The organism is Variovorax sp. 01T432 (assembly GCF_056398605.1).
The window spans coordinates 40,100-65,962 of sequence record NZ_JBFTPS010000028.1 but is presented as its reverse complement, the minus strand read 5'-3'; the positions used below and the strand labels follow the sequence as shown (position 1 = coordinate 65,962).

General features: G+C 69.1%; 25 protein-coding genes. 15 read left to right on the top strand and 10 right to left on the bottom strand.

The window, feature by feature from the left end:
• Nucleotides 1-55 precede the first annotated feature (55 nt).
• The 8 genes from AC1DNF_RS20955 to purT all read right to left on the bottom strand — a co-directional run bounded on the left by AC1DNF_RS20955 (nucleotide 56) and on the right by purT (nucleotide 8,628).
• The gene (locus tag AC1DNF_RS20955; RefSeq protein WP_478150567.1) at nucleotides 56-1,930 is read right to left on the bottom strand and encodes an AMP-dependent synthetase/ligase; all 1,875 of its coding nucleotides are present in this window, start codon (nucleotides 1,928-1,930) and stop codon (nucleotides 56-58) included.
• A 5-nt stretch (nucleotides 1,931-1,935) separates the two neighbouring features.
• Nucleotides 1,936-2,715 (bottom strand): ABC transporter ATP-binding protein, encoded by a 780-nt coding sequence (locus AC1DNF_RS20950; protein WP_478150543.1) that lies wholly within the window; start codon nucleotides 2,713-2,715, stop codon nucleotides 1,936-1,938.
• Nucleotides 2,712-3,533, bottom strand: coding sequence for an ABC transporter ATP-binding protein (locus AC1DNF_RS20945; protein ID WP_478150566.1), 822 nt, complete (start codon nucleotides 3,531-3,533; stop codon nucleotides 2,712-2,714). Before AC1DNF_RS20945 ends, AC1DNF_RS20950 begins: the two co-directional genes overlap by 4 nt.
• Nucleotides 3,533-4,609, bottom strand: coding sequence for a branched-chain amino acid ABC transporter permease (locus tag AC1DNF_RS20940; RefSeq protein ID WP_478150542.1), 1,077 nt, complete (start codon nucleotides 4,607-4,609; stop codon nucleotides 3,533-3,535). The genes AC1DNF_RS20945 and AC1DNF_RS20940 overlap by 1 nt, the downstream gene beginning before the upstream one ends.
• Nucleotides 4,610-4,619: 10 nt before the next feature.
• Nucleotides 4,620-5,495 carry a branched-chain amino acid ABC transporter permease gene (locus tag AC1DNF_RS20935; protein WP_478150541.1) on the bottom strand — a complete coding sequence of 292 codons (876 nt, stop codon included), beginning with the start codon at nucleotides 5,493-5,495 and terminating at the stop codon, nucleotides 4,620-4,622.
• The gene (locus tag AC1DNF_RS20930; protein ID WP_478150540.1) at nucleotides 5,495-6,295 is read right to left on the bottom strand and encodes an AraC family transcriptional regulator; all 801 of its coding nucleotides are present in this window, start codon (nucleotides 6,293-6,295) and stop codon (nucleotides 5,495-5,497) included. The genes AC1DNF_RS20935 and AC1DNF_RS20930 overlap by 1 nt, the downstream gene beginning before the upstream one ends.
• A 147-nt stretch (nucleotides 6,296-6,442) precedes the next feature.
• Complete coding sequence (locus AC1DNF_RS20925) at nucleotides 6,443-7,390, bottom strand: alpha/beta hydrolase (protein WP_478150539.1); 948 nt, start codon at nucleotides 7,388-7,390, stop codon at nucleotides 6,443-6,445.
• A 35-nt stretch (nucleotides 7,391-7,425) separates the two neighbouring features.
• Complete coding sequence (gene purT, locus AC1DNF_RS20920) at nucleotides 7,426-8,628, bottom strand: formate-dependent phosphoribosylglycinamide formyltransferase (RefSeq protein ID WP_478150538.1); 1,203 nt, start codon at nucleotides 8,626-8,628, stop codon at nucleotides 7,426-7,428.
• A 145-nt stretch (nucleotides 8,629-8,773) separates the two neighbouring features.
• Here purT and AC1DNF_RS20915 point away from each other — a divergent pair, with 145 nt between their 5' ends.
• From AC1DNF_RS20915 to AC1DNF_RS20890, 6 genes are all read left to right on the top strand, one after another.
• Nucleotides 8,774-9,622: a 3-hydroxybutyryl-CoA dehydrogenase gene (locus AC1DNF_RS20915; protein WP_478150537.1), complete on the top strand. Its 849-nt coding sequence runs from the start codon at nucleotides 8,774-8,776 to the stop codon at nucleotides 9,620-9,622.
• A 38-nt stretch (nucleotides 9,623-9,660) separates the two neighbouring features.
• Nucleotides 9,661-10,476: a crotonase/enoyl-CoA hydratase family protein gene (locus AC1DNF_RS20910; RefSeq protein ID WP_478150536.1), complete on the top strand. Its 816-nt coding sequence runs from the start codon at nucleotides 9,661-9,663 to the stop codon at nucleotides 10,474-10,476.
• A gap of 89 nt (nucleotides 10,477-10,565) precedes the next feature.
• Nucleotides 10,566-11,027: a MarR family winged helix-turn-helix transcriptional regulator gene (locus tag AC1DNF_RS20905; protein WP_478150535.1), complete on the top strand. Its 462-nt coding sequence runs from the start codon at nucleotides 10,566-10,568 to the stop codon at nucleotides 11,025-11,027.
• A gap of 68 nt (nucleotides 11,028-11,095) precedes the next feature.
• Nucleotides 11,096-11,521 (top strand): organic hydroperoxide resistance protein, encoded by a 426-nt coding sequence (locus AC1DNF_RS20900; protein ID WP_478150534.1) that lies wholly within the window; start codon nucleotides 11,096-11,098, stop codon nucleotides 11,519-11,521.
• Between the two features lie 224 nt (nucleotides 11,522-11,745).
• Nucleotides 11,746-12,867 carry a DUF2855 family protein gene (locus AC1DNF_RS20895; protein ID WP_478150533.1) on the top strand — a complete coding sequence of 374 codons (1,122 nt, stop codon included), beginning with the start codon at nucleotides 11,746-11,748 and terminating at the stop codon, nucleotides 12,865-12,867.
• 13 nt (nucleotides 12,868-12,880) lie between these two features.
• Nucleotides 12,881-13,909 carry a serine/threonine protein kinase gene (locus AC1DNF_RS20890; RefSeq protein WP_478150532.1) on the top strand — a complete coding sequence of 343 codons (1,029 nt, stop codon included), beginning with the start codon at nucleotides 12,881-12,883 and terminating at the stop codon, nucleotides 13,907-13,909.
• 30 nt (nucleotides 13,910-13,939) lie between these two features.
• On the opposite strand, the gene AC1DNF_RS20885 is transcribed toward AC1DNF_RS20890, so the two are convergent.
• Nucleotides 13,940-14,812 carry a LysR family transcriptional regulator gene (locus AC1DNF_RS20885; protein ID WP_478150531.1) on the bottom strand — a complete coding sequence of 291 codons (873 nt, stop codon included), beginning with the start codon at nucleotides 14,810-14,812 and terminating at the stop codon, nucleotides 13,940-13,942.
• 117 nt (nucleotides 14,813-14,929) lie between these two features.
• Between AC1DNF_RS20885 and AC1DNF_RS20880 the strand changes: the two genes are divergently transcribed.
• From AC1DNF_RS20880 to AC1DNF_RS20870, 3 genes are read left to right on the top strand one after another with little or no spacing between them, the layout of a single operon-like run.
• Entirely contained in the window at nucleotides 14,930-16,606 is a 1,677-nt protein-coding gene (locus AC1DNF_RS20880) for an acyl-CoA dehydrogenase family protein (protein WP_478150530.1), read from the top strand.
• Nucleotides 16,607-16,632: 26 nt separating this feature from the next.
• Nucleotides 16,633-17,607, top strand: coding sequence for a Bug family tripartite tricarboxylate transporter substrate binding protein (locus tag AC1DNF_RS20875; protein WP_478150529.1), 975 nt, complete (start codon nucleotides 16,633-16,635; stop codon nucleotides 17,605-17,607).
• Nucleotides 17,608-17,621: 14 nt separating this feature from the next.
• On the top strand, nucleotides 17,622-18,776 hold the full coding sequence (locus AC1DNF_RS20870; protein ID WP_478150528.1) for a CaiB/BaiF CoA transferase family protein: 1,155 nt from the start codon (nucleotides 17,622-17,624) through the stop codon (nucleotides 18,774-18,776).
• Between the two features lie 50 nt (nucleotides 18,777-18,826).
• Here the strand turns inward: AC1DNF_RS20870 and htpG are convergent, their stop codons facing one another.
• Nucleotides 18,827-20,869, bottom strand: a complete 2,043-nt coding sequence (gene htpG, locus AC1DNF_RS20865) for a molecular chaperone HtpG (protein ID WP_478150527.1) — start codon at nucleotides 20,867-20,869, stop codon at nucleotides 18,827-18,829.
• A 279-nt stretch (nucleotides 20,870-21,148) separates the two neighbouring features.
• Here htpG and AC1DNF_RS20860 point away from each other — a divergent pair, with 279 nt between their 5' ends.
• From AC1DNF_RS20860 to AC1DNF_RS20835, 6 genes are all read left to right on the top strand, one after another.
• Entirely contained in the window at nucleotides 21,149-21,790 is a 642-nt protein-coding gene (locus AC1DNF_RS20860) for a hypothetical protein (RefSeq protein WP_478150526.1), read from the top strand.
• Nucleotides 21,791-21,818: 28 nt separating this feature from the next.
• A complete protein-coding gene (locus tag AC1DNF_RS20855; RefSeq protein WP_478150525.1) occupies nucleotides 21,819-22,463 on the top strand; it encodes a hypothetical protein in 645 nt (214 codons plus the stop codon).
• 99 nt (nucleotides 22,464-22,562) lie between these two features.
• A complete protein-coding gene (locus AC1DNF_RS20850; RefSeq protein ID WP_478150524.1) occupies nucleotides 22,563-22,949 on the top strand; it encodes a hypothetical protein in 387 nt (128 codons plus the stop codon).
• Nucleotides 22,946-23,770 carry a hypothetical protein gene (locus AC1DNF_RS20845; RefSeq protein WP_478150523.1) on the top strand — a complete coding sequence of 275 codons (825 nt, stop codon included), beginning with the start codon at nucleotides 22,946-22,948 and terminating at the stop codon, nucleotides 23,768-23,770. Before AC1DNF_RS20850 ends, AC1DNF_RS20845 begins: the two co-directional genes overlap by 4 nt.
• Nucleotides 23,767-24,906, top strand: a complete 1,140-nt coding sequence (locus AC1DNF_RS20840) for a hypothetical protein (protein ID WP_478150522.1) — start codon at nucleotides 23,767-23,769, stop codon at nucleotides 24,904-24,906. Before AC1DNF_RS20845 ends, AC1DNF_RS20840 begins: the two co-directional genes overlap by 4 nt.
• Nucleotides 24,864-25,856 carry a hypothetical protein gene (locus tag AC1DNF_RS20835; protein WP_478150521.1) on the top strand — a complete coding sequence of 331 codons (993 nt, stop codon included), beginning with the start codon at nucleotides 24,864-24,866 and terminating at the stop codon, nucleotides 25,854-25,856. The genes AC1DNF_RS20840 and AC1DNF_RS20835 overlap by 43 nt, the downstream gene beginning before the upstream one ends.
• Nucleotides 25,857-25,863: the final 7 nt, after the last annotated feature.

The following is a 25,863-nucleotide window of genomic DNA, read 5'->3' as shown; positions in this document are numbered from 1 at the left end:
TCTCCTCGATTCATGGTTGGCAGAAGGAAAACGGTCGGCTGCCCGCCCTGCCGGCTCAGCTGTACATGGCGTCGATGCGCTGCGCGTACTTGGCCTGCACCAGCTTGCGCTTGAGCTTCATGGTCGGCGTGAGTTCTTCGTCCTCGGCGCCGAGCTGCGTCTCCAGCAGGAAGAACTTCTTGACCTGCTCGACCCGCGCGAACTTCGCGTTGACGCGGTCGATCTCGCCCTGGATCAGGTCCTGCACCTCCCGCGCGCGCGTCAGGCTGCTGTAGTTGCTGAAGGGCACGTCGTGGTCCTGCGCGAATTTCTCGACGTTCTCCTGGTCGATCATGATGATCACCGTCAGGTAGGGTTTGGCATCGCCGATCAYGACCGCATCGGTGATGTACGGGCTGAACTTGAGTTCGTTCTCGATCTCGCTCGGCGTGATGTTCTTGCCGCCTGCCGTGATGATGATGTCCTTCATCCGGTCGGTGATGCGGAAATACCCGTCCTCGTCGACCGTGCCGACGTCGCCGGTGTGCAGCCAGCCCTGGGCATCGATGGTCTCGGCGGTCTTCTCCGGCAGATTGAGATAGCCCATGAACACGTTGGTGCCGCGCACCAGGATCTCGCCGCTGACCGGATCGACGCTTACCTCGTTGTAGCCCGCGGCGGGCCCGATGGAGCCCGGCTTGATGCGCCCCGCCGGCACGCCGGTGGCGGCGCCGCACGATTCCGTCATGCCCCAGACCTCCAGCATCGGCACGCCGAGCGCGAGGTACCACTTCACCAGCTCCGGCGAGATCGGCGCGGCGCCGGTCACCAGGAAGCGCGCGCGATGAATGCCGATCAGCTTGCGCACATTGTCCAGCGCCAGCCAGCGCGCGAGACGGAACTTGAAGCGCAGCACGGCGTCCACCGGCCGGCCCGCGAGCACACGCTCGGCGACGGCGGTGCCGACGCCGATGCTCCACGCGTAGGCCGCCTGCTGCAGGCGGCTCGCCTCCTGCAACGAGATCATCACGCCGGAATAGAACTTCTCCCACACGCGGGGCACGGCGGTGAAGACGGTCGGCGCGATCTCGCGCACGTTCTCGGGCACGGTCTCCGGGTTCTCGACGAAGTTCAGGACGGCGCCGGTGTACATCGCGAAGTATTCGCCGCCCATGCGCTCGGCGATGTGGCACAGCGGCAGGAAGCACATGCGCTCGTCGTTCTCGTCCTGCGAGACCAGCGTGTTGTAGCCGCGCATGGTGTGCACCAGTCCGCGGTGGCTGTGCATCGCGCCCTTCGATTTGCCCGTCGTGCCCGAGGTGTAGACCAGGATCGCGAGGTCTTCGGGGCGGCAGGCGCCGACGCGCTGCGCCAGTGCCTGCGGGTCGCGCTCCAGATGGTCGCGGCCTAGCGCGCGCAGCGCGGCCAGGCTCATCACGCCCGGATCGTCGAGCTCGCGCAAGCCTTCCATGTCGAACACGATGATCTTGCGCAGCAGGGGCAGCATGGCGCGCACTTCGAGTGCCTTGTCGAGCTGCTCGTCGTCCTCAACGAAGAGGATGACGGTGCGCGAATCCTCGGCGATGTAATGCACCTGCGACGCCGCGTCGGTCGGGTAGATGCCGTTGGACACGCCGCCGCAGCTGAGCACCGCCAGGTCGCACAGCACCCACTCGACGACGGTGTTCGCGAGGATCGACGCGCACTCGCCCGGCGCGAAGCCGATCGCCATCAGGCCGCCGGCGATCTCGCTCACCGCGCCGGCCGTCTGCCGCCAGGTCCAGGAGCGCCAGATGCCCAGTTCCTTCTGCCGCATCCAGACCCTGTCGCCGCGCGCGCGGGCGGCGTTCCAGAAGACGGCAGCAACGGTCTCTCCCGGCACCACGATGTCCGCGCGGGGCTGGATTCGGCTCAGGTCCCAGAGCCCGGGCGAGGATGGGCGTCTTCGCATGCGGCTCATCGCCAGGTCTTTCTCTTCTTCCAGCGCCGCTCGCCGCGCACGCCTTCGTCCTTGAGGCCGAGATAGAACTCCTTGATGTCGTCCTTCTCGCGCAGGCGTTCGCAGCTGTCCTCCATCACGATGCGGCCGTTCTCCAGCACGTAGCCGTAGTCCGAGGCGTTGAGCGCCATGTTGGCGTTCTGCTCGACCAGCAGGATGGTGGTGCCGCGCTCGCGGTTGATCCTCACCACGATCTCGAAGATCTCCCGGGTGAGCCGGGGCGAGAGGCCGAGGCTGGGCTCGTCCAGCAGGATCAGCCGCGGCGCGGCCATGATGGCGCGCGAGATCGCGAGCATCTGCTGCTGGCCGCCCGAGAGCAGGCCGGCGTCCTGCGCGGCGCGCTCGCGCAGGATGGGGAAGTAGGCGTAGACGGTCTCGATGTCGCGGGCCACTCCGTCGCGGTCCTTGCGGGTATAGGCGCCCATCAGGAGGTTGTCCTTGACGGACAGCAGCGGAAAGACCTCCCGGCCCTCGGGGACGTGGCTCAGGCCCTGCTGGACGATGCAGGCCGGGTCGCGGGCCGTGATGTTGCGGCCCTGGAATTCGATGCTCCCCTTGCGGGGGTCGATGATGCCGGAGATCGTCTTGAGAATGGTCGTCTTGCCCGCGCCGTTGGAGCCCAGCACGGTGGCGATCTCTCCCGGCCGCACCTTGAGGCTGACGCCGCGGATGGCCTTGATGGGGCCGTAGGCGCTTTCGACATTGAGCAACTGGAGGATCGGGGCGATGTCGCTCATGCGCGCCTCCTCAAGCCGCTCAGGTCGTCCACGGTCCCCAGATAGGCCTCGATCACCCGGGCATCCGCCTGCACCTCCCCCGGGGTTCCCGACGCCAGGGCCTCGCCCATGTTCATGGCCAGCACGCGATCCGACACCTTGGACACCAGCGACATGTCGTGCTCCACCATCAGCACCGAAATGCCGAGTTCATGCTGGATGTCCTGGATCCAGAAGGCCATGTCCGCCGTCTCCTCCACATTGAGCCCCGACGAGGGTTCGTCGAGCAGCAGCAGCTTCGGCTCGGTGCACAGCGCGCGCGCCAGCTCGACCACCTTGCGCACGCCGTAGGGCAGACCCGCCACCATCGAATCGCGGTGATGCTGCAGGTCCAGCAGATCGATCACCTGCTCCACCTTCTCGCGCGCCTCCATCTCCGCGCGGCGCGTGGCCGGCGTGAAGAAGACCTCGCTCCAGAACCCGGTCTTGCGGTGCGTATGGCGCCCGACCAGGAGGTTGTGCAGCACGGTCGCATGCTCGAACAGCTCGATGTTCTGGAAGGTCCGCGCGATGCCCAGCGCGGCGATGGCATGCGGCGCCTGCTGCGTCAGCATGATCGGCTCGCCGGCGTCGCCGTGCCAGACGATCTCGCCCGCGGTCGGCGTGTAGATGCGGCTGATCAGGTTGAACACCGTCGTCTTGCCGGCGCCGTTGGGCCCGATCAGCGTAAACACCTCGCCGCGCCGCACCTCGAAGCTGACCCGGTTGACGGCAAGCACGCCGCCGAAGCGCACGCTCAGGTCCTGCGCGGAAAGGAGCACATCGCCGGGAGCCGCCATCATCCGAGTCGATCCGATCGGGTGAAGGACTTCTGCCGCTTGAACAGTCCTTTGCGATAGAAGGGGAAGAGCTGCAGATAGGTGAGCACCTTCAGCCAGCGCCCGTACAGGCCCAGCGGCTCGAACAGGACGAAGGCAATCAGCACCGCGCCATACACCAGCCCCTGCAAGCCCGGCGCCTGGCCGATGCCCGGCGGCAGCCAGTCCTTGCCCAGCGAGATCAACTGCGGCATCGCGATGAGAAAGATCGCGCCCAGGAACGCGCCATGCACCGAGCCCAGCCCGCCAATCACCACCAGCAGCAGCAAGTCGATCGACTGCAGGATGCTGAACTGGTCCGGCGAGATGAAGCTCAGCTTGTGCGCATACAGCGCCCCACCGAGTCCGGCCAGCGCCGCCGAGATCGCGAAGGACAGGGTCTTGTAGCGCGCCAGGTGGATGCCCATGCTCTGCGCGGAGATCTCGGAATCCCGGATTGCGACGAAGGCGCGGCCGGTCGGCGAACGCAGCAGGTTCAGGATCGCGAGCGTGCAGATCACCGCGACCACGAGGCACACCAGATAGAAGCCCTCGTTCGAACCGAGCCCCCATCCGAAGAGCGCCGGCGCGCTCACGTGCAGCCCGGCATTGCCGCCCGTCACGCTCTCCCAGCGCGCGAAGACCTCCTCGACGATGAAGCCGAAGGCCAGCGTCGCGATGCCGAGATAGATGCCCTTGACGCGCAGCGCCGGCAGCGCGACCACCGCGCCGACGGCGGCCGACAGGGCGGCGGCGGCGAGCAAGGCGATCGGGAAGGGCACGCCGAGCGTGGTCAGCACGCCCTGCGTATAGGCGCCCGTGCCCAGGAAGGCCGCATGGCCGAGCGAGAACTGGCCGGTGAAGCCGGCCAGCAGCATCAGGCCGAGGCCGACGATCCCGTAGATCAGCACGAAGGTCAGCTGCGCCAGCCAGTACTCCGGTACCAACCAGGGCGCCGCGACCAGCGCCACGCCGAGCGCGCCGTACCAGAACACATCGCCGCCATGCCTGGCCAGCGAGATGTCCTGCGCATAGCTGGTCTTGAAGATGAAGCGCATGGTGCGAGGCCTAGACCTTCTTGCGCAGCGTCTGGCCGAACAGGCCGTTGGGCTTCACCATCAGCATCACGAGCACCACGATGTAGGGAGCGATGTCCTTGAAGCCCTCCGGCAGATAGAAGCCGGCGAAGGATTCGACGGTGCCGATCACCAGCCCGCCGACGATCGCCCCCGGCAGGCTGCCGAAGCCGCCCACCACCGCCGCCGGAAAGGCCTTGAGGCCGATGAAGCCCATGTTGGCGTGAACGAAGGTGATCGGCGCCAGCAGCATCCCCGCGATGGCCGCCACCGCAGCGGCCAGGCCCCACACCAGTCCATTGAGCCGCTTCACCGGAATGCCCATGTAGTAGGCGGCGAGCTGGTTCTGCGAGGAGGCCTGCATCGCGATGCCGATCTTGCTGTAGCGAAACAGCACGAAGAGCAGCGCGCACAGCACGATGGTCGAGACGATGATGGCCAATTGCTCCAGGTTGACCACCAGCCCGCCCAGTTGCCAGATCTGGTCCTTGTAGGGCACGGGCAGCGTCTGCGTCTCGGTGCCGATGCCCGGGATCATGGTGACCAGCCCGCGCGCGACATAGCCGATGCCGATGGTCAGCATCACGACCGAGAACTGCGGCTGACCGAGGATCGGCCGGATCACCACCAGCTCCAGCAGCACGCCGAAGGCCGCCATGGCCGCGATCGCCAGCAGCGCCGCCAGCCAGAAGGGGAGGCCGAACAGCGACATGCCCGCGAAGGCGCAGAAGGCGCCGAGCATCATGAGCTCGCCCTGCGCGAAACTCACCGTCTCGGTCGCCTTGTAAATGAGCACGAAGCCCAGCGCGATCAGGCCATAGATGCAGCCCTGCGCGATGCCCGAGAGCAGGAGCTGGATGAGCTGCATCACTGATGCACCGCGAGCCGCCGCGAGCCCGCGAGGATGTCGCTGGGACGCAGGCCGTAGACCTGGCGTATCGAGTGGCTGAAGTGGGTCGAGTCGGGATAGCCGGTGTCGAGCGCGATGTCGGTCAGGGTGGAGGCCTGCCGCACATGGCGCAACAGGCTGCGGGCCCGCTTCCAGGCGCGAAAGGCACGGTAGGTGACGCCGGTCTCCTGCTTGAACAGATGCAGGAAGCGCGAGAACGAGAGCCCCACCGTCGCCGCGCAAGCCTCGGCCGACAGCGCCGCGGCGGGGTCGCCGTTGATGCGCTCCACCACCGCGCGGATGCGCGCATCGAGCGCACGGGGGGCGAGCGGCGCGCCGAAGAAGAGCATGTCGAAGTCGAAGCCCTCCAAGCTCTCCCGGCCCGAAGCGGCGAGCAGCCGCAAGTGCCCACGGCGAACGCGCCCCGCGAAATCCGGCGCGTCGACCGGCCCGAACTGCCGGAGGAAGGCGGGCAGCAGCGAGGGCTCGACAGACTCCGGTTCGATCAGCAGATTGAGGATCAGCGGGTGCTCGGTTGCGACCTGGTGCGGCACCTGAGGCGGCACCACGAGCAGCTCGCCGCGCCGCCAGCCGCCGCCCTCGACGCGGATGCGCAGCGGCGCGCCCGTCGGCGACACATACACACCGTACCCGCCGAGGCTGCGCCGCGCAGCGGCCCCGAGAAGACCCGCGTAGAACACGCGCTGCATGCCGATCCACATCAGCCGCGCCCCGTGGGCGCCGCTGCTTGCTGCGTCACTCGCTTGTCGGTCGACCAAGTTGGCGTCTCCTCGGCGCTGCGTCGGGCGGCCCGTCGGGCGGCGTCGCGCTGCTCGCTGCATCGTAGCGGCGAGGGCCGGCCGGACGACGCGCAAAGCGCCGGGACTTTCCCTAGGAGACCGCTTCGTGCGACCGCATGGAGACGGTCATCGCGCGGGCGTCAGTACCCGGCTCAGCTCGCTGGCGCAGAGGCCGACGGCGGCGTGCGCCTCGTCGAGCAGCCGGCCCATCAGGGCGAAGCCGTGGATCTGGCGCTCGAAGCACACGCAGGCCGCGCTGTTGCCGGCCTCGGTCAGGGCGCGGGCATAGTCCAGGCCCTCGTCGTGCAGCGGGTCGTAGCCGGCCGTGAGCACCAGCGCCGGCGGCAGACCTTCAAGGTCCTTGCGCAGCAGCGGCGACGCGCGCCAGTCGAGATCGTCCTTCGGGTCTTCGATGTAGTGGTCATGGAAGTACCGCATCGTGTCGCTGGTCAGCGCATAGCCCTGGCCATTGCGCGCATAGGAAGGATGGGCACGCCGCGCGTCGGTGATGGGGTAGATGAGCAGCTGAAAGGCGAGCGGCAGGTCGCCGGCATCGCGAGCCGCGATCGCCACCACCGCCGCCAGATTGCCGCCCGCGCTGTCGCCACCCACCGCCATGCGGCGGGCGTCGATGCCGAGCGAGGCCGCTTGCTGGCGCACCCAGCGCGTGGCGGCGAGCGCGTCGTCCACGGCGGCCGGAAAGCGATGCTCCGGTGCCAGGCGGTAATCGACCGCGACCACCGCGCAGGCTGAGAGATTGGAAAGATCGCGGCACAGCGCATCGTGCGTGTCCAGGTCGCCGATCACCCAGCCGCCGCCATGGAAGTACACCAACGCCGGCAGCAGCGAAGCCGCGTCGCTTCCCAGCGGGCGGTAGAGCCGCAGCGGGATCGCGCCGTGCGGGCCCTGTGCGTCGAGATCGCGCACCTCGGCCACCGGGGCCGGGTCCGGCTGCGTCAGGCTGCGCCGCTCCAGGTAGAACCTGCGCGCATCGCTGACGGACAGGGTGTGCGTCGGCGGCACCTTGCGCTGCGCGAGCAGGTCCAGGAAAGCTCGGGCTTGGGGATGCAGCATGCGGGTGTCTCCGTGGGTTGTCGTGGGACTCGTGCTCAGGCCCGGCGCGGCCTGACCCGCGACGCCGCCTCCTTGGCGTTGCGGCGCGCGGTCTCGATGTTCGCCGCGTGCGCCAGCGCCACGCCCATCCGGCGCTTGACGAAGCTCTCGGGCTTGCCGAAGAGACGCAGGTCCGTGCCCGACACGCGCAGGGCATCGGCCACGCCCTCGAAGACGATGCCCTCGGCATCCACGCCGCCGTAGATCACCGCGCTGGCGCCCGGGCTCTTGAGCGTGGTGTCGACCGGCAGGCCGAGGATGGCGCGCGCATGCAGCTCGAACTCGTTCTGCCATTGCGTCGCCATCGTCACCATGCCGGTGTCGTGCGGCCGGGGGCTGACCTCGCTGAACCAGACCTGCTCGCCCTTGACGAACAGCTCGACGCCGAAGAGCCCCTGGCCGCCCAGGTCGGCCGTCACGGCCTGCGCGATCTCCTGCGCCTTGCGCAGCGCGGCCGGCGCCATCGGATGCGGCTGCCAGCTCTCGACATAGTCGCCGCTCACCTGCACGTGGCCGATGGGTTCGCAGAAGTGCGTCCGCACCGCGGCGGTGGCGTCGAGCGCGCGCACCGTGAGCAGCGTGATCTCGTAGTCGAAGTCGATGAAGCCTTCGACGATCACGCGGCCGTGGCTCACGCGGCCGCCGGCCATCGCGTAGTCCCAGGCCTTTTTCACGTCGGCCGGCCCGTCGATCCTGCTCTGGCCCTTGCCCGAGCTGCTCATCACCGGCTTGACGATGCAGGGGTAGCCGATGCCGGCGTCGATCGCAGCCTGCAGCTCGGCCAGCGAATCGCAGAACTTGTAGGGACTGGTCGGAACGCCCAGGGTCTCGGCGGCGAGGCGACGGATGCCTTCCCGGTCCATCGTCAGGCGCGCGGCGCGCGCGGTCGGGATGACGCGGACCACGCCGGCGTCCTCGAGCTGCTGCAGCATCGGCGTGGCGATGGCCTCGATCTCCGGCACCACCAGGTGGGGCTTCTCGGCTTCGATCAGCGACTTGAGCTGCGCGGAGTCGCTCATGGTGATGGTGCGGGCGTGGTGCGCCACCTGCTGGCCGGGGGCGTTCTCGTAGCGGTCGACCGCGATGGTCTCCACGCCCAGGCGCTGCAGCGCGATCAGCACCTCCTTGCCGAGTTCGCCGGAGCCGAGCAGCATCACACGGGTGGCGGTGGGGGAAAGAGGCGTGCCGAGGGTGGTCATGGCGTGGGTCCGTGGAAGTCCGTGGAAAGAAGGGGTACGCGGCACTGTAAATCAAGCACGCTGTCGCCAGCGGCAACGGATCCGGGATGCGCGCTGTTCCACAATCCTGCGAATTCCACTTTTTCCACTTCAAGGAGCATTTCTCATGGCTATCCAGACGGTCGGCATCATTGGCGCGGGAACGATGGGCAACGGCATCGCCCAGGCATGCGCCGTCGCAGGGGTGAATGTCGTCATGGTCGACATCGCCCAGGCGGCGGTCGACAAGGGCCTGGCCACGGTGGCCGGCAGCCTCGACCGGCTCATCAAGAAGGACAAGCTGAGCACCGCGCAGAAGGACGCTGCGCTGGCACTGATCAAGGGCTCGACGAACTACGACGAGCTCAAGGCCGCCCAGCTCGTGATCGAGGCCGCGACCGAGAACCACGAGCTCAAGCTCAGGATCCTCAAGCAGGTCGACGGCCTGCTCGCGCCCGAAGTGATCATCGCCTCCAATACCTCGTCGATCTCGATCACCCAGCTGGCCGCGAGCACCTCGCGCCCCGACCGCTTCATCGGCATGCACTTCTTCAACCCGGTGCCGATGATGGCGCTGGTGGAGATCATCCGCGGCTATCTCACCAGCGACGCCACCCATGACGCGGTGAAGGCGCTGGCCGAGCGGCTGGGCAAGTCGCCCATCACCGTGAAGAACGCGCCGGGCTTCGTGGTCAACCGCATCCTGGTGCCGATGATCAACGAGGCCTTCTTCGTGCTGGCGGAAGGCCTGGCGACGGCCGAAGACATCGACGCGGGCATGAAGCTCGGCTGCAACCAGCCGATCGGGCCGCTGGCGCTGGCCGACATGATCGGCCTCGACGTCTGCCTGGCGGTGATGGAGGTCTACCTCGAACAGTTCGGCGACTCCAAATACCGGCCCTGCCCGTTGCTCAAGGAAATGGTCGCGGCCGGCCAGCTCGGCCGCAAGACGGGCCGCGGCGTGTACACGTACTGACTCCCCCTAGGCACGGAACACAACGAGGAGACTTTCGCATGACCGCCATTTCCACCACGCCGCCGCCGGAGGGCTGCATCGACACCCAGGTGCTCGACCACGTGCTGCTGATCGGCATCAACCGGCCGGCCAAGCGCAACGGCTGGACGCCGCGCATGTTCCGCGAACTCGCCGAGGCCTACACCCGCCTCGACGACGACCCGGCCCTGCGCGTGGGCGTGCTGCACGCCTTCGGCGACCACTTCACGGCCGGACTGGACCTGCCGGCCGTGGCCGAGTACATGAAGCGCGGCGAGAAGGCGATTCCCCTCGGACTGGTGGAGCCGCACGACTTCGGCACGGCCGGCTATCGCCGCCGCACCAAGCCGATGGTGGTGGCGGTCAAGGGTATCTGCTTCACGGTGGGCATCGAGCTGATGCTCGGCGCGGACATCGTGGTGGCGGCCGACGACTGCCGCTTCTCGCAGATGGAAGTCCAGCGCGGGATCATGGCCACCGGCGGCGCGACCCTGCGCATGGCCGAGCGCGCGGGGCTGGGCAATGCGATGCTGCATCTGCTCACGGCCGACGAGTTCGACAGCGCCGAAGCCCTGCGGCTGAACTTCGTGCAGAAGGTCGTGCCCGCCGGCAAGGAGCTCGAGGAAGCGCTTCGCATCGCGCAGCGGATCGCGGCGCAGGCGCCGCTGGCGGTGGTCGCGACGCGGCTCAATGTCATGAAGGCCATCGAGCAAGGGCCGCTCGCCGCCATGGAGGAGTTCATCCCCGTGCAGCAGCGGCTGGCCAACAGCGAGGACGCGGCCGAGGGCGTGCGCGCCTTCGTCGAGCGGCGGCCGGCCCGCTTCAGCGGACGCTGACCTCTCCCGCCTCCCCTCCCGTCGGGAAGAAGGCTTGCGCCGCAATATTTAAGTTGCACACAATTCAATTGCCAGCTACACTTTAGGCCATGCGCACTTCAAACCCCTCCGCACCCTCCGCCGACGAGATGCTGCGGCTGGACAACCAGCTCTGCTTCGCGGTCTATTCCGCCTCGCTCGCGATGACGAAGCTCTACAAGCCCCTGCTCGAGAAGCTCAATCTCACCTACCCGCAATACCTCGTGATGCTGGTGCTGTGGGAAAGCGATGGGCTGATGGTGTCGGAGCTCGGCCAGCGCCTGTCGCTCGACTCCGGGACCTTGACGCCGCTGTTGAAGCGGCTCGAAAGCACCGGGCTCGTGGCGCGCATCCGCGACGTGGCCGACGAGCGGCGCGTCCACGTGAGCCTCACCGCCGCGGGCCGCAAGCTCAAGACGCGCGCCGCCAGCGTGCCGGGCTGCCTGCTGGCGGCCACGCAGTGCTCGATCCCCGAACTCATCGCGCTCACGAAGCAGATCCAGACGCTGAGAGACCGCATCAAGGCCGCCTAGTTCTTTTCCCCCTCGCTTCATCCGACGAAGCATCTCTTTCTCCCAACCCACCTTTTGAAGGAATCACCATGGTCAAGAAGCTCGACAAAGTCCTGTACACCGCACAGGCCCACACCATCGGCGGCCGCGACGGCGCAGGCAAGACCAGCGACGGCGCGCTCGACGTCAAGCTCAGCCCGCCCGGCTCCGGCAAGCCCGGCACCAATCCCGAGCAGCTGTTCGCGATCGGCTACTCGGCCTGCTTCATCGGCGCGATGAGGGCCGTCGCCCCCAAGATCAACGTCAAGGTGCCGGACGACGTGGCGATCGACGCCAGCGTTTCCCTGGGCCCGACGGACGGCGGCGCGGCCTACGGCATCTCCGTCAAGCTGGCGATCACGCTGCCCGGCCTGGATGAAGCGCAGAAGAAGCTGCTGGTCGACACGGCGCACCAGGTGTGCCCGTACTCGAACGCCACGCGCGGCAATATCGACGTGGATCTCGTGATTCAATAATTGCTCGCCCCCAGGCTGCGCGCACTGCGTGTCGCTTCGCCTTCCCCCTGCCGGGGGCGGGCCGGCCGCTTCGGGCGGCCGGGCGCGGCGGCCCTCTGGATGGGGCTCGCCCCTTCCCCTGCCGGGGGCGCGGCGGCCCTCCCTTGAAGGGGCGCGTCGCCCAGGTGACGGCGTTGCGGTTGTTGTTCATGCAATCGCAGCGGGTCTGCGCTAAGGTGGTTTCGATGAGCACCACCGACCTGCTGGTCCGCAAGGACGATCTCTCCGCCACCCGCCTGCGCAGCGCCGAGGACACACGCCTGGACGAGGGGCAGGTCCGGGCGCGCATCGACCGCTTCGCCCTCACCGCCAACAACATCACCTACGCCGCCTTCGGCGAGGCAATGAGCTACTGGCAGTTCTTCCCGACGGGCGAAGAAGACTGGGGGAGCATCCCTGTGTGGGGGTTCGCGACGGTGGTGCAGTCACTGCACCCGGGCGTCGCGGTGGGCGAACGGCTCTACGGCTACTTCCCGATGGCCTCCGCCACCGTGCTCTCGCCCACGCATCTCTCGCCCGAACGCTTCGCCGACGCCGCACCGCACCGCGCCGCCCTGCCCGCGGTCTACAACCAGTACTTCCGCTGCAAGTCCGACCCGCTCTACACAGCGGAGACGGAAGACATCCAGGCCCTGCTTCGGCCGCTCTTCATCACCTCCTGGCTGATCGACGACTTCCTGGACGACAACGACTTCTTCGGCGCGCGGCCCGGCACCATCCTGCTGTCGAGCGCGTCGAGCAAGACCGCGTTCGGGACCGCCTTCCAGCTCGCGCAGCGGCCAGACATCGAAGTGGTGGGGCTCACCTCGGCCGCCAACAAGGCCTTCTGCGACAGCCTGGGCTGCTACCACCGCGTGCTGGCCTACGAGGAACTCGATGCGATCGCGGCCGACACGCCCATCCTGTACGTCGACTTCGCCGGCAACGGCACGCTCCGGCGGGCGATCCACTCGCGCTTCACCCAGCTGAAGCACGGCCTCTCGATCGGCGGCACGCACGTCGACCAGCTCGCGGCCAAGGGAGCCGGCAAGGATCTTCCCGGGCCGCGCGTCGTGCTCTTCTTCGCGCCGGCGCAGATCAAGAAGCGGACGGCCGAATGGGGACCCGGCGAATTCGGCCAACGCATGGTGCACGCCTGGCGCGCGTTCATCGCACGCGTCACGCAAACACAGCCGGCCTGGGTCCGCCCGGTGCATCACGATGGCGCCGCCGCGGTACAGGCGGCGTATGCCGAGGTGCTCGCCGGCCGCGGCGACCCGCGTATCGGGCATATCTTGTCGCTTTCCGGCATATCCGCCGCCGGATAGCGACAATGGCCGCATGACCGAGCCCGCAGCCAAAGCCAACGCCCATCCCTACGAGAGCCTCACACCCGATGTGGTGCTCGACGCGCTGGCCACGCTGGGGCTGCACGGCGACGGGCGGCTCATGGCCCTGAATTCCTACGAGAACCGCGTCTATCAGGTCTACCTGGAGGACCGCAGCGCGGTAGTGGTCAAGTTCTACCGGCCCGGGCGCTGGAGCGAGGCCGAGATCCTGGAAGAGCATGGCTTCGCGCTGGAACTCGCCGCCGCCGAGATCCCCGCCGTGCCGCCGCTCGCCTTCGAGGGCCGGACGCTGCACCGCCACGCCGGCTTCGCTTTCTGCGTCAGCCCCTACCGCGGCGGCCGCGCGCCGGAGCTCGACGACTTCGAGGTGCTCGAATGGGTCGGGCGCTTCCTGGCGCGCATCCACGTCGTCGGCGCGACGAAGCCCTTCGTGGCCCGGCCCACGCTCGACCTGCAGACCTTCGGCGTCGACTCGCGCGACTGGCTGCTGGGCCACGAGATGGTGCCGCTCGACGTCCAGCGCGAATGGGAAACGGCCTGCAACGCCGCCTTCGACATGATCTCGGCCACCGCGCTCGGCACGGGCCACAAGGAAGACGCCGTGCTCAGGAAGCTGCGCCTGCACGGCGACGTGCACCCCGGCAACATCCTCTGGACCCCGACCGACCGACCCGAGGGCGGGCCGCACTTCGTCGACCTCGACGATGCGCGCACCGGCTTCGCGGTGCAGGACCTGTGGATGCTGCTGTCGGGCGACCGCGCGCAGCGCACCTCGCAACTGAGCGGCCTGCTCGACGGCTACGAGCAGTTCCGCAGCTTCGACCGGCGCGAGCTGGCGCTGATCGAACCGCTGCGCACGCTGCGCCTCATCCACTACAGCGCGTGGCTGGCGCGGCGCTGGGAGGACCCGATCTTCCCGATCAACTTTCCCTGGTTCGGGTCGAGCGATTACTGGAAGGGGCAGATCCAGATGCTGCAGGACCAGTGCGAATCGATGGCCGAGGAGCCGCTGTACGCCTGACCGCCTTCGGCGCGAGCCGGCGCCCCACGGCTATTGAACGATCGCGCGCAGGAAGCCCTGCACCACCGCGTTCTCCGGGCCTTCGCGCCACACGCAGTAGGCGTCCGAGTGCGCGACCTCCTCCTCCAGCGGACGGAACACGGCGCCGCGCAGCGCCGCATGGTGCAGGGCGCTCGGGACCAGGGCGACGCCCATGCCCTGCGACACCAGCGACACCACCGACAACCAATGGCGCACTTCATGGCGCACCTCGGGCCGGAAGCCGGCGTCCGCGCAGATCGCGAGGATGCGCTCGTGGTAGTCCGGCGACGCGCTGCGCGAGAACAGCACGAAGGGCTCGTCGCGCAGGCCGGCAATGGGGACCGAACGCCGCCGCGCCAGCCGGTGCCCGACCGGCACGCAGGCCACGAAGGGCTCGGAGACCAGAAGCGCGTGGCGCAATTCGGCCGGCATCCGGCTGGTGTGGACGAAGCCGACGTCCAGCCGGTCGTGCAGCAGCTCGGCGATCTGCTCGCCCGAGTTGAGCTCAGCCAGGGTGATGCGCACCGCCGGGTGCTGCGCCTGAAACTTGCGCAGCGCCTGCGGCAGGCCCCGGTAGAGCATGGCCCCGACGAAGCCGATGCGCAGCCGCCCGGCCGAGCCCTGCGACACGTCCCGCGCCTCCAGCGCCGCCTCCTCGGCCTGGCGCAGCAGCCGGCGGGCCGAGACCTGCAGCGCATCGCCGGCCGGTGTCAGCCGCACCTCCTTGCTGTTGCGCTCGAACATGCGCGCGCCCACGGATTCCTCCAGCTGGCGGATGGCCACGCTCAGCGGCGGCTGGGAGATGGCGAGGCGCCGCGCCGCGCGGCCGAAATGCAGTTCCTCGGCCAGCACGACGAAGTAGCGCAGATGACGCAGTTCCATGCGCCCAGTCTTCCACAGAAAAGCCGACGATAGGCAGATCGGTTCAGACAAGAGCTATTCGATATTGGACAAGAATCGTCGAGCCTCCAAGAATGCCAGCCCACAAGGAGACAAGACATGGAGACCGCCGCCCATCCCGTGCCCGACCGCCACGGGCAGAACCTCTTCACCACCGACACCGAGCTTCACAGGCTGCTCGCGCTCTACCTCCCGCCAGCGTTGCTCCAGCACATGCGGCCGCACTTCGAGCGCCTCGGCGCGCTGGCCGGCGGTCCGCTCGACGAGCTCGCCCACACCGCCGACCGCAACCCGCCGACGCTGAAGCTGCGCACGCGCACCGGCATCGACGACCAGCAGGTCATCAAGCATCCCGCCTACATCGAGATGGAGCGCCTGGCGCTGACCGAATTCGGCCTGGCCGCGATGTCGCACCGCGAGGAGACACTGGGCTGGAAGGGCAAGATGCCGCCGCTGGTCAAGTACGTGCTGACCTATCTGTTCGTGCAGGCCGAGTTCGGGCTGTGCTGCCCGGTCTCGATGACCGATTCGCTGACCCGCACGCTCAAGAAGTTCGGCGACCCGGCCTTGGTCGAGCGCTTTCTCCCGCGCCTGAGTTCGCTGGACTTCGATACCCTGGCCCAGGGCGCGATGTTCATGACCGAGCAGGCCGCCGGCTCCGACATCGCCTCCACGCTCACGCGCGCCTGGCGGGACGAGGCGGGCCAGTGGCGGCTGGAAGGCGACAAGTGGTTCTGCTCCAACCCCGATGCTGATTTCGCGATGGTGCTGGCGCGGGCCGACAACGCGCCGGCGGGCATGAAGGGCGTCTCGCTCTTCCTGCTGCCGCGCCGCCTCGACGACGGCAGCGCCAACCACTACCGCATCATCCGGCTCAAGGACAAGCTGGGCACGCGCTCGATGGCCAGTGGCGAGATCCGCCTCGAAGGCGCCGTGGCCCACCTGGTGGGCGAGCCGGGCCGCGGCTTCGTGCAGATGGCCGACATGGTCAACAACTCGCGCCTGTCCAACGGCGTGCGCGCCGCGGGGCTGATGCGCCGCGCGGTGGCGGAAGCCGAGTTCGTGGCGAGCGAGCGCCGCGCCTTCGGACGCCGCCTGGCCGACATGCCGCTGATGCGGCGACAGCTGGAAAAGCTGCGCCTGCCGGCCGAGCAGGCGCGCACCATGGTGTTCCAGACCGCGCTGGCGCTGGCCCGTTCCGACGGCGGCGAAGCCGCGGCCTACCCGCTGCTGCGCATCCTCACGCCGCTCATCAAGTTCCGCGCCTGCCGCGACGCGCGCAAGGTGACGGGCGATGCGATGGAAGTGCGCGGCGGCTGCGGCTACATCGAGGAATGGGCCGACCCGCGCCTGCTGCGCGACGCGCACCTGGGCTCGATCTGGGAAGGCACGAGCAACATCGTCGCGCTGGACGTGATCCGCGCCATCAAGCGCGAGGGCTCGCTGCCCGCGTTGCAGGCGCATTTCGGCGCGCTGCTCGCAGAAGCCGCCATCGCGCCCGCCTTCGCCACGGCCCTGCGCGATGCGCTCGCCCGCGCCGGCGCCCTGGCCACGCTCGCCGCGCAAGAAGGCGGCGACGTGATCGCGCGGCAGGCCGCCTCGGCGCTCTATCACACCTGCAGCGCCATCGCGATGGCCTGGGAAGGCGCGTGCGCCGGCTCGGCACAGCGCATCGCGTGGGCCCAGGGGGTGCTGCTGCACCGCGTGCTGCCGCGCGATCCGCTGGCGCCCGGCGCCGTGCCCGCCGACTGGAACACCTCGACCTCGATCAACTGACCCACGAAGAATCCGGAGACACAAGCATGCGATTTCTATCCGCCCTCGTCCTGGCCTGCGCCGCGGCCCTGCCCCTGCTGCCCGCGGCCCACGCCGACGCCTTCCCCGACAAGCCAGTCACGCTGGTCGTGCCCTTCCCACCGGGGGGCCCGACCGACGCGATGGCGCGCACGCTGGCGGCGGAGATGAAGGACCTGCTCGGCCAGCCCATGATCGTGGAGAACCGCGCGGGCGCCGGCGGCAACATCGGCGCCGAGTTCGTGGCGCGCGCGCCGGCCGACGGCCAGACCCTGCTCTTCGGCACCTCGGGCCCGCTCGCCATCAACGCCAGCCTGTACCGCAAGATCAACTACGACCCGGTGAAGAGCTTCGCGCCCGTGATCCAGGTCGGCCACCTGCCGAACATCCTGGTCGTCCATCCGTCCGTGCCCGCGAAGAACGTGAAGGAACTCGTGGCCTACGCCAAGGCCAACCCGGGCAAGCTGAGCTACGCGTCCTCCGGCAACGGCGCCTCGTCGCACCTCGCGGGCGTGCTCTTCAATTCGATCGCCGGCATCGACCTGCAGCACATCCCCTACAAGGGCACCGGCCCCGCGCTCAACGATCTGCTGGGCGGCCAGGTGAGCATGAGCTTCACCGACGTCCTCACCGCCCTGCCCTACGTCAAGGCCGGCAAGCTGCGCGCGCTGGGCGTCACGACGGCCACGCGCTCGCAGGCGCTGCCGGACCTCCCCACCGTCGCCGAACAGGGGCTCGCCGGCTACGACGTCAGCGTGTTCTTCGGCATCGTGGCACCCGCCGGCACGCCGGAGGACCGGGTCAGGAAGCTCAATCAGGCCTTCGCCAAGGTGCTGGCCTCGCCCAGGGTCAAGCAGCAGTTCGCCGCGCAGGGCCTCGAGCCCGCGCCGTCGACGGCGCCCGAGCAACTGGGCAAGTTCATCCCGGCGCAGATGAGCATGTGGGCCGCGGTCGTGAAGCAGGCCGGCGCCCAGCTCGATTGATGGACGCCGCCGCCATGACCACCGCCACTCCCGCCGGCGCCCTCGCGGGCATCCGCGTCCTCGACCTATCACGCGTGCTCGGCGGGCCTTACTGCGGCCAGGTGCTGGGCGACCATGGCGCGGACGTGCTGAAGATCGAGCCGCCGCAAGGCGACGACACGCGCACCTGGGGCCCGCCCTTCAAGGATGGCGTGGCTTCCTACTACCACGGCCTGAACCGCAACAAGCGCGTGCAGCACCTGGACCTGGGATCGGAGGAAGGCCGCGCGGCGTTGATGGCGCTGCTGCCCGAGGCCGACGTGCTGATCGAGAACTTCAAGACCGGCACCATGGAGCGCTGGGGCATCGGCTACGAGACGCTTTCGCAGCGCTTCCCGCGCCTGGTGTGGTGCCGGGTCTCGGGCTTCGGCGCCGACGGCCCGCTCGGGGCGCTGCCGGGCTACGACGCCGCCGTGCAGGCGATGACCGGGATCATGAGCATCAACGGCGAAGCCGATGGGGGTCCGCTGCGCGTGGGGTTGCCGGTGGTGGACATGGTGACGGGGCTGAACGCGACCATCGGCGTGCTGCTCGCGCTGCAGGAGCGCACGCGCAGCGGCCGTGGCCAGCTCATCGAGGCGGCGCTGTACGACAGCGGACTGTCGCTGCTGCATCCGCATGCCGCGAACTGGTTCCTGGACGGCGTCACGCCCCGGCGCACCGGCAACGCGCACCCCAACATCTACCCCTACGACGCGCTCGCGACCGGCACCGATCCGATCTTCGTCGCGGTCGGCAACGACCGGCAGTTCGCCAGCTTCTGCGCCTGCATCGGATTGCCGGGGCTGGCCGAGGACCCGCTCTACCGCGACGCACGCTCGCGCTCGGTGCACCGCGAAGGCCTCAAGCAGCAGCTCGAAGCGGCGCTCGCGGATTTCGACGGCCGCCTGCTGGTCGAGAAGCTGATGGCGGCCGGCGTTCCCGCCGCGCCGGTGCTGCCGGTGGATGCGGCGCTGTCGCATCCGCACACCGCGCACCGCGGCATGGTGGTCGAGCTCGAAGGCGGCTATCGCGGCATCGCCTCGCCGATCAAGCTGGGCCGCACGCCGGCGAGCTACCGGCACGCGCCCCTGACGCCCGGCAAGACATTCCTTGTCCAGGGGGTCGCCGCGCCCGGCCGCCCCCGGTAGGGGGTGGGCGAAGCGACACGAAGTGCGCGCAGCCTGGGGGCGAGCCAGACTCAGATCAGGAGGGCGTTGACGCGGCGGACGTAGGCGGCGGGGTCGGCCGGGAGGCCGCCTTCGGCGAGCAGGGCCTGGTCGAAGAGGATGTTCGCCAGGTCGTCGAAATGCTCCGAGGTCTCCAGCTTGCGCACCAGCGGATGCTCGGCATTCACCTCCAGCACGGGCTTCAGGTCCGGCGCGGGCTGGCCGGCCTGCTTGAGCATGCGCGCGAGCTGGGTGCTCATGCCACCGTCCTGCACCACCAGGCAAGCGGGTGAATCGACCAGGCGCGTGGTCACCCGCACGTCCTCGGCCTTGTCCTTCAACGCCTCCTTGAGCCGCTCCAGCATGGGCTTGAAGGACTCCGCGGCCTCCTCGGCGGCCTTCTTTTCAGCCTCGTCCTGCAGCTTGCCGAGATCGACCGCGCCCTTGGCCACGCTCTGCAAGGGCGTGCCGTCGAATTCGGTGAGGTAGTTGAGCGCCCACTCGTCGACGCGGTCGGTCATCAGCAGCACCTCGATGCCCTTCTTCTTGAAGATCTCGAGCTGGGGACTGTTCCTCGCGCCGGCCAGCGTGTCGGCCGTGATGTAGTAGATCGCGTCCTGGCCTTCCTTCATGCGCGACTTGTAGTCGGCGAAGCTCACGCTCACGGTGTCGCTCGTGCTCGACGCAAAGCGCAGCAGCTTGGCGATGCGGTCGCGGTTGGCGAAGTCCTCGCCCAGGCCTTCCTTGAGCACAGCGCCGAACTCGGCGTAGAACTTCGCGTACTTGCCCGATTCGTCGGTGTAGCCGGCGGCGGCTTCGGCCGCGGGCGTGGTCTCGGCGGTCTTCTTGTCGACCACGTCCGTCACGCCTTCGGTGGGCTCGGGCGCCGGGACGGACTCCCCCGAACCCACGTCGATCTTGCCCTCGCCGCTGTCGCCCGCGGTCTTCTGCTTCTTCGCCAGGTCCTCCAGCATGCCCAGCACGCGCTTGGTGCTGCCTTCGCGGATTGCCTTCACGTCGCGGCTTTCCTGCAGCAGTTCGCGGCTCACGTTGAGCGGCAGGTCGGCCGAGTCGATCACGCCCTTGACGAAGCGCAGGTAGCTCGGCATCAGCGCCTCGGCGTCGTCCATGATGAAGACGCGCTTGACGTAGAGCTTGATGCCCGCGCTCTTGTCACGGTTCCACAGGTCCATCGGTGCCTTCGACGGGATGTAGAGGAGCTGCGTGTACTCGGTGTTGCCTTCGACCCGGTTGTGGCTCCAGGCGAGGGGCGCCTCGAAGTCGTGGCTGATGTTCTTGTAGAACTCGACGTACTGTTCTTCGGTGATGTCCTTCTTGGGCCGGCTCCACAGCGCGTTGGCCTGGTTGACCGGCTCCCACTCGCCGGTCTTGACCATTGCGCCGCCCTTGTTGTCCTCGCCTTCCTTCCACTCTTCCTTTTCCATCAGGATGGGCAGGGAGATGTGGTCGGAGTACTTGCTGATGATCGACTTCAGCTTCCAGGCGTTGAGGTACTCGTCGGCATCGTCTCGCAGATGCAGCGTGACGCTGGTCCCGCGCTGCGCCCGCGTGATGGAGTCGACCTCGAAGTCGCCGGCGCCCGCGCTGACCCAGCGCACGCCCTCTTCCGCCGGCAGGCCCGCGCGGCGCGACTCGACCGTGATCTTGTCGGCCACGATGAAGCCCGAATAGAAACCCACGCCGAACTGCCCGATCAGCTGCGCGTCGGCCTTCTGGTCGCCCGAGAGCCGGCTCATGAACTCCTTGGTGCCGCTCTTGGCGATGGTGCCGAGGTTGTCGATGGCTTCCTGCTGGCTCAGGCCGATGCCGCTGTCGGCGATGGTGAGGGTCTTGGCTTCCTTGTCGAAGGAGACCCGCACGTCGAGCGTGGGCTGGTCCTCGTACAGCGCGGGCTGGTCGATGGCTTCGAAGCGGAGCTTGTCGCAGGCGTCGGACGCATTGGAGATCAGCTCCCGCAGGAAGATCTCCTTGTTCGAGTAGAGCGAATGCGTGACGAGGTGAAGCAGCTGCGCGACCTCGGCCTGGAAAGGGAGTTTTGTCTTTGGAATGGTCATGGCAGGGAAACGATCAAGGGAAAAAACGCCAGTTCGGGGCGAGCCGGCGACTTTACAAGACACCGGTTCGCACACGCCGGCACCAAGCATGCGGCGCAATTCGCCAGGCGGGCCGCGTGGCAGCTGCGCGACGGCTACAAAATGTTTCCTTCGTCAAGCTTCAACCAAAGCATTCAATCGGGCGCGCCCACCCCGCGGCAGGCCCGGCTTCCACGCGAAGCCCTCCCTAAAGTTCTGTCGTGCACGCCAAGTGCACTTCACATTCACCAGGGAGGCCTCATGAAAAAGCCAGTTCTTCTGATCGCAGCCGCCGCCTGCGTCGCCCCGCTTGCCGTCCGGGCCGAGTCGAATTTCGTGACCGGCACGGGCGCGCTGAGCGCCAGCGCCAGACTCGACTTCATCATCATCATCCCCAAGGTTCTGTTCCTGCAAGTCGGGGCGGGCACCAGCTACGCCACCAACGCGACGGTGAACGACATCACCTTCGCCGTGCCCGCGGCCAGCGTCGGCAACGGTACCGCCGTGGCAGGCACGGGCGGCGACCTGGCCGGCGGCGGCGTGACGGTACGCGTGCTGGGCAACAGCGGCACTGTCAGCCTCACCAGTGCGACAACCGGCCCGCTCAGCAGCGGCGTCGCCGGCAATCCCAGCGTGGCATGGAGCGACATCGTCGTCACGCCCGGCACGCTGGCGACCACCACCACCGGCTTCACCAACGCCGCCATCGCGCACCCGCCGTTCAACACTGCCGCCGCGGGCGGTCCTTCGGCCACGCCCACCTCGCTGACCGGCACGGCCGGTCTGGTGCGGCGCGAGGGCAGCTGGACCTTCGCCTACGCCAACACCAGGACGCTGCCGGGCGGCACCTACGGCACTGTGGCCAACAACGGCACGGTGACCTACACGGCGACGGCGCCCTGATCGCGGAAGCCACGGACCGAGCGTGGGTGTGAAGGCGCGACTCGCCAGTGCTGAACGGCCCGGGCGCCGCGCGCTCTGCGCGGCCCTGCTATGCGGTGCCGGGTTGCCGGCGGCCCAGGGCTTCACGGTCGGCATCACGCCCGGCCCGCGTGCGCTCTTCCTGCAGGTGGGCGCGGGCACGATGTCCGGCACCACCTTCGATCATGGCGGCGTGCCGGGCAACAACGCGACGGTCAACACCGCATCGGTCACCGTGCCCGCGGCACAGGTGGGCTCGGGCGCGGCCCAGCCCATGACGACCAACAGCACGGTGACCGTCAGCCCGTGGGACGGCTACAGCTTCTGCAGTTCACCGGCCACGACCGGGCAGGTCTATGTGGCCGGGTTCTACCGGACACCGGGGCTGAACGGCTCCTCCGCGACGCTCAGCGTCAGCACGCCGGCCCAGCTGATCAATGCCACGGGCGACGCCATCCCGTTCGGCCGGATCGCCTGGACATCCTCGGGCCGCGGCGACACCAGCATCGAGGTCATTCCCAGCGGCAGCTTCATCGGCGGCGTGCAAACCCTGGTGTCGGTATCGGTCAACACCTGGATCGAAAGCTGCCTGGCCTTCCGCTACCTCAATACGGCCGTGGTGCCCGCCGGCACTTTCACCGGCCGAGCCACCTAGACGCTGGCGAACCCATGAAGGCCGCTCGCCGGGCTCGGGGCCGGCCTGCTTTCGCTCTTCTTCGCGGCCAGCACACCCGCGACGGCCGCTGTCTTTCGCGTGGATGACACCGGCACTCTCGTGCACCAGCCGGTCACGCCGATGCGCTGGCGGCAGCCGGTGCCCGGCCGCGGTGCCGAGCACACGGTCGAAGGGCGCCTCACCGTGGCGCTGCGCCTGAACCTCTCGCCGTGGCTCGACCGCGGCGCGCGCCTCTACATGTCGCTCGCCCCCACCGACGGGGATCGACTCACGGCCCGATGGCGCACCCACGGGCGGCTGCTGGCCGGCACCCTTCGCGGCGGCGAGCGCGCGCTGGTGTACGAGGGCCAGGTGCGCGATGCCTTCCTGCAGGAAGAGCTCGCGCTCGAACTCAGCGCGGATGGACGCGCCATCGACCGCGCGAAATCGCTTCAGTTCTTCTTCGAGATCGAGCTATCGCCTTGATGCGCCCTGCCTGCTCCCCTCGCCGCCTGTGCCGTGCGGCCTTTCTGGCTGTCGGCCTCGCGGCATCCGCCTTCAGCGCGCCGGCGTCGGCGCAGTTTGCCCTGGCGGCTTCGCCGCCGCGCTTCGAGTTGTCCGCCAAGCCCGGAGAGCGCCTGCGCGCCGTGCTCGAACTCACGCACACCGACGTGCGCGCCGGCGCGTACAAGCTCAAGACCGCCGACTGGACGCTGCGCCCCGATGGCGCCGTCGATTTCAGCGACGACCTGCGTCCGGGCAGCTGCCGGCCCTGGGTCGCGATCGAGCGCCGCGAACTGCGCATCGCCTCGGGCCGCCCCTACCGTTTCCGATTCGAAGTGGCGCCGCCGGCCGACACGCCGCCGACGGAATGCCGCTTCGCCCTCCTGATCGAAGGCGCGCAGCCGGTCACCACGCCGGGCGTCCCGATCGCCCTGGGGGCGCGCATCGGCGTCATCGTCTACGTGGCCGTCGGCGACGTGGCGCCGGTGCTGGAGCACGCGGGCAGCGCCGTGCGGTCGATCGACGGCCGGGCCTCGGCCGTGCTGCGCATCCGCAACCGCGGCAGCGCGCACGGCCGGCTCGCCGGCTTCCTCAACGGCACGGATGCCGACGGCGAGGCGCTGGAACTGCAAGCCGGCAACACACCGATCCTGCCCGGCGAGACGCGCGACATCCCGTTGCTGGCCACCCGGCCCGGCGCCCCGGAGACCGCCGTCGCGCCGCGCTTCCCGATCACCGTCCAGGGCAAGCTGGAGTGGGGCCGCGAGGGCTCGCTGCCCGTCGATCAACGTCTCGCGCCATGAGGCGCCGGCTCGCAAGCTGCGCCCTGTGCATGTGCTGGGCGGGGACGGTGCTGGCCGCCGCACCCGTGGGCACAGCGGCCGAGAACGCCGATTACGTAGACCGGGTGCTCGACGACAGCCCGCAGGCCGAGCCCGCCGACGAGCCCGAGAGCCGCGCCACAGGCTGGCCGCGCGGCTGGAGCGTCGAGGCGCAGTCGACGCGGCAGGGCGGACCTGTCCGCGCGCACGGCCAGTCCCTGCTGCTCTCGGGCCACCTCGATACGCCTGACCACGGCACGCTCTCCGCCCACCTGAGCCTCGAGCGCGACACCAGCCCGGCCGCCCGCCATGGCCCGCACGGCGCGACCGGCACGCCCTACAGCCTGAGGCCCTACGGCGACCGCAGCGGCGGCACCTGGCGCGTCGACCAGCGCGCGATGCCCTTCGACCGCGGCTGGTTCGGCAACGCCAGCGCCGGCGACATCCACATGGCGAGCACGCCCCTCGCGCGCGCCTTCGGCCGGCTCCTCCTGCCCAGTCCGCCGATCGAGGGCGTCTCGGCCAGCTTCGAGCAGCCGGGCCGCACCAGCTTCAATGCCTCGGCCGGCCGGCTCGGCTATTTCGACGGCATCTCGTTCCAGGACTTCCCGACCCACCCGGGCCAGGCCGTGGGCGCTGTCGCGCAGACACGCCTGCGCGACAGCGACGATCCCTTCGCCCCCGGGCGCGCCGATGCCGCCGTCCAGGCGATCGAGACGCGCGGCGTCAATGGCAACGGCATGCGCGGCCATGCGCGCAACACGCGCTCGATCTGGACCACCGCCGCCTGGCAGGGGTCGCGCCCTGGGCCGATGGGCTCGGCGCCGGCCTTGGCGGCGTCGGCGACAGGGTGGGCGGCCTGCGCCTGCAGGGCCATCTCGCGCACAGTGCGAGCCAGCCCTCCGGTCCCTATTCGCTCGCGCCGCCGGATGCGGGCACCGGCGCCTGGCTCGACGCCGCCTGGCGCACCGGGCTCGTGCAGCAGGCCGCCTCGCTGTTCCGCTTCGAGCCCTCCTTGCGCTGGGGAAGCGAAGCGCTCCCCGGCGACCTGCGCGGCGCTTCGTGGCGCGGCGACGTGTCGACGCGCCAATGGCAGCTCGGCGGAAGCATCGAACTGAGCGACAGCGTCAGCGGCCTTCCGCGCCGCTCGCTGTTCGGCAATCTCTTCGGCCGCCATCGCCTCGACTCGCGCGACGCCCTCTCCGCCACGCTGGCCGCACGCAGCGGCATCTTCGCGGCGCAATCGGCCCAGTGGACCTGGGAGCACCAGTCCCGCTGGGGCTACACACAATGGCGAACCGATGCGGCGCGAGGCATCGGCCTGCGCGTGCTGCGCAGTGGCGTCGACCATGCCTGGAACGTGGCTGAAACGCAGTCGTTCTCGACATCTCTGGCCGTCGAGCAGTCGCGCCACTCGTCTTTCAGCGAGCGCAAGCTGCACTGGGGCGTGCTCGGCACCACGCAGTTGGCCGGCGGCGCGCGGCTCGACCTCGGCGTGCGCGGCAGCCATGGCATGGGCGACAGCAGCTCGCGCTTCCTCAGCGCCAATGCGCGCCTGAGCTGGCCTCTCGGCCCGGGATGGTCCTTCATCGCGCAATACGCCGCCTCGCGCGGCCGGGAGTCGCTCAACCCCGCCGTGGTGTCGGCCCTGACGGCGGCGATGCTGCAGCCTCTGCTCGTGGGACCGCCGACCCACTCGCTCATGGTGGCCTTGCGCCACGAAGGGCGTGCCGGCCTGGCCAGCGCGCCGATCGGCGGCGCGCCGGGCAGCGGCGCGGGCCGGCTGGAGGGCTATGTGTTCTTCGACCAGGACAACAACGAGCGGCGCGAAGCGAACGAGGCCGGCGTTCCCGGCGTGACGGTGCTGCTGAACCGCCGCTATCTCGCGCGCACGGATGGCCAGGGCTTCTACAGCTTCCCCTCGGTCGCCGCGGGCAGCCACGAGCTCGAACTGATCGAGGACAACGTGCCCCTGCCCTGGCGCGGGTCGGGCGCGCCCTCGCGGCGCGTGGAGGTGTATGTGCGCGACACCGTCACCGCGAATCTTCCGGTTCGCAAGGAACCCTGAGCGCCCG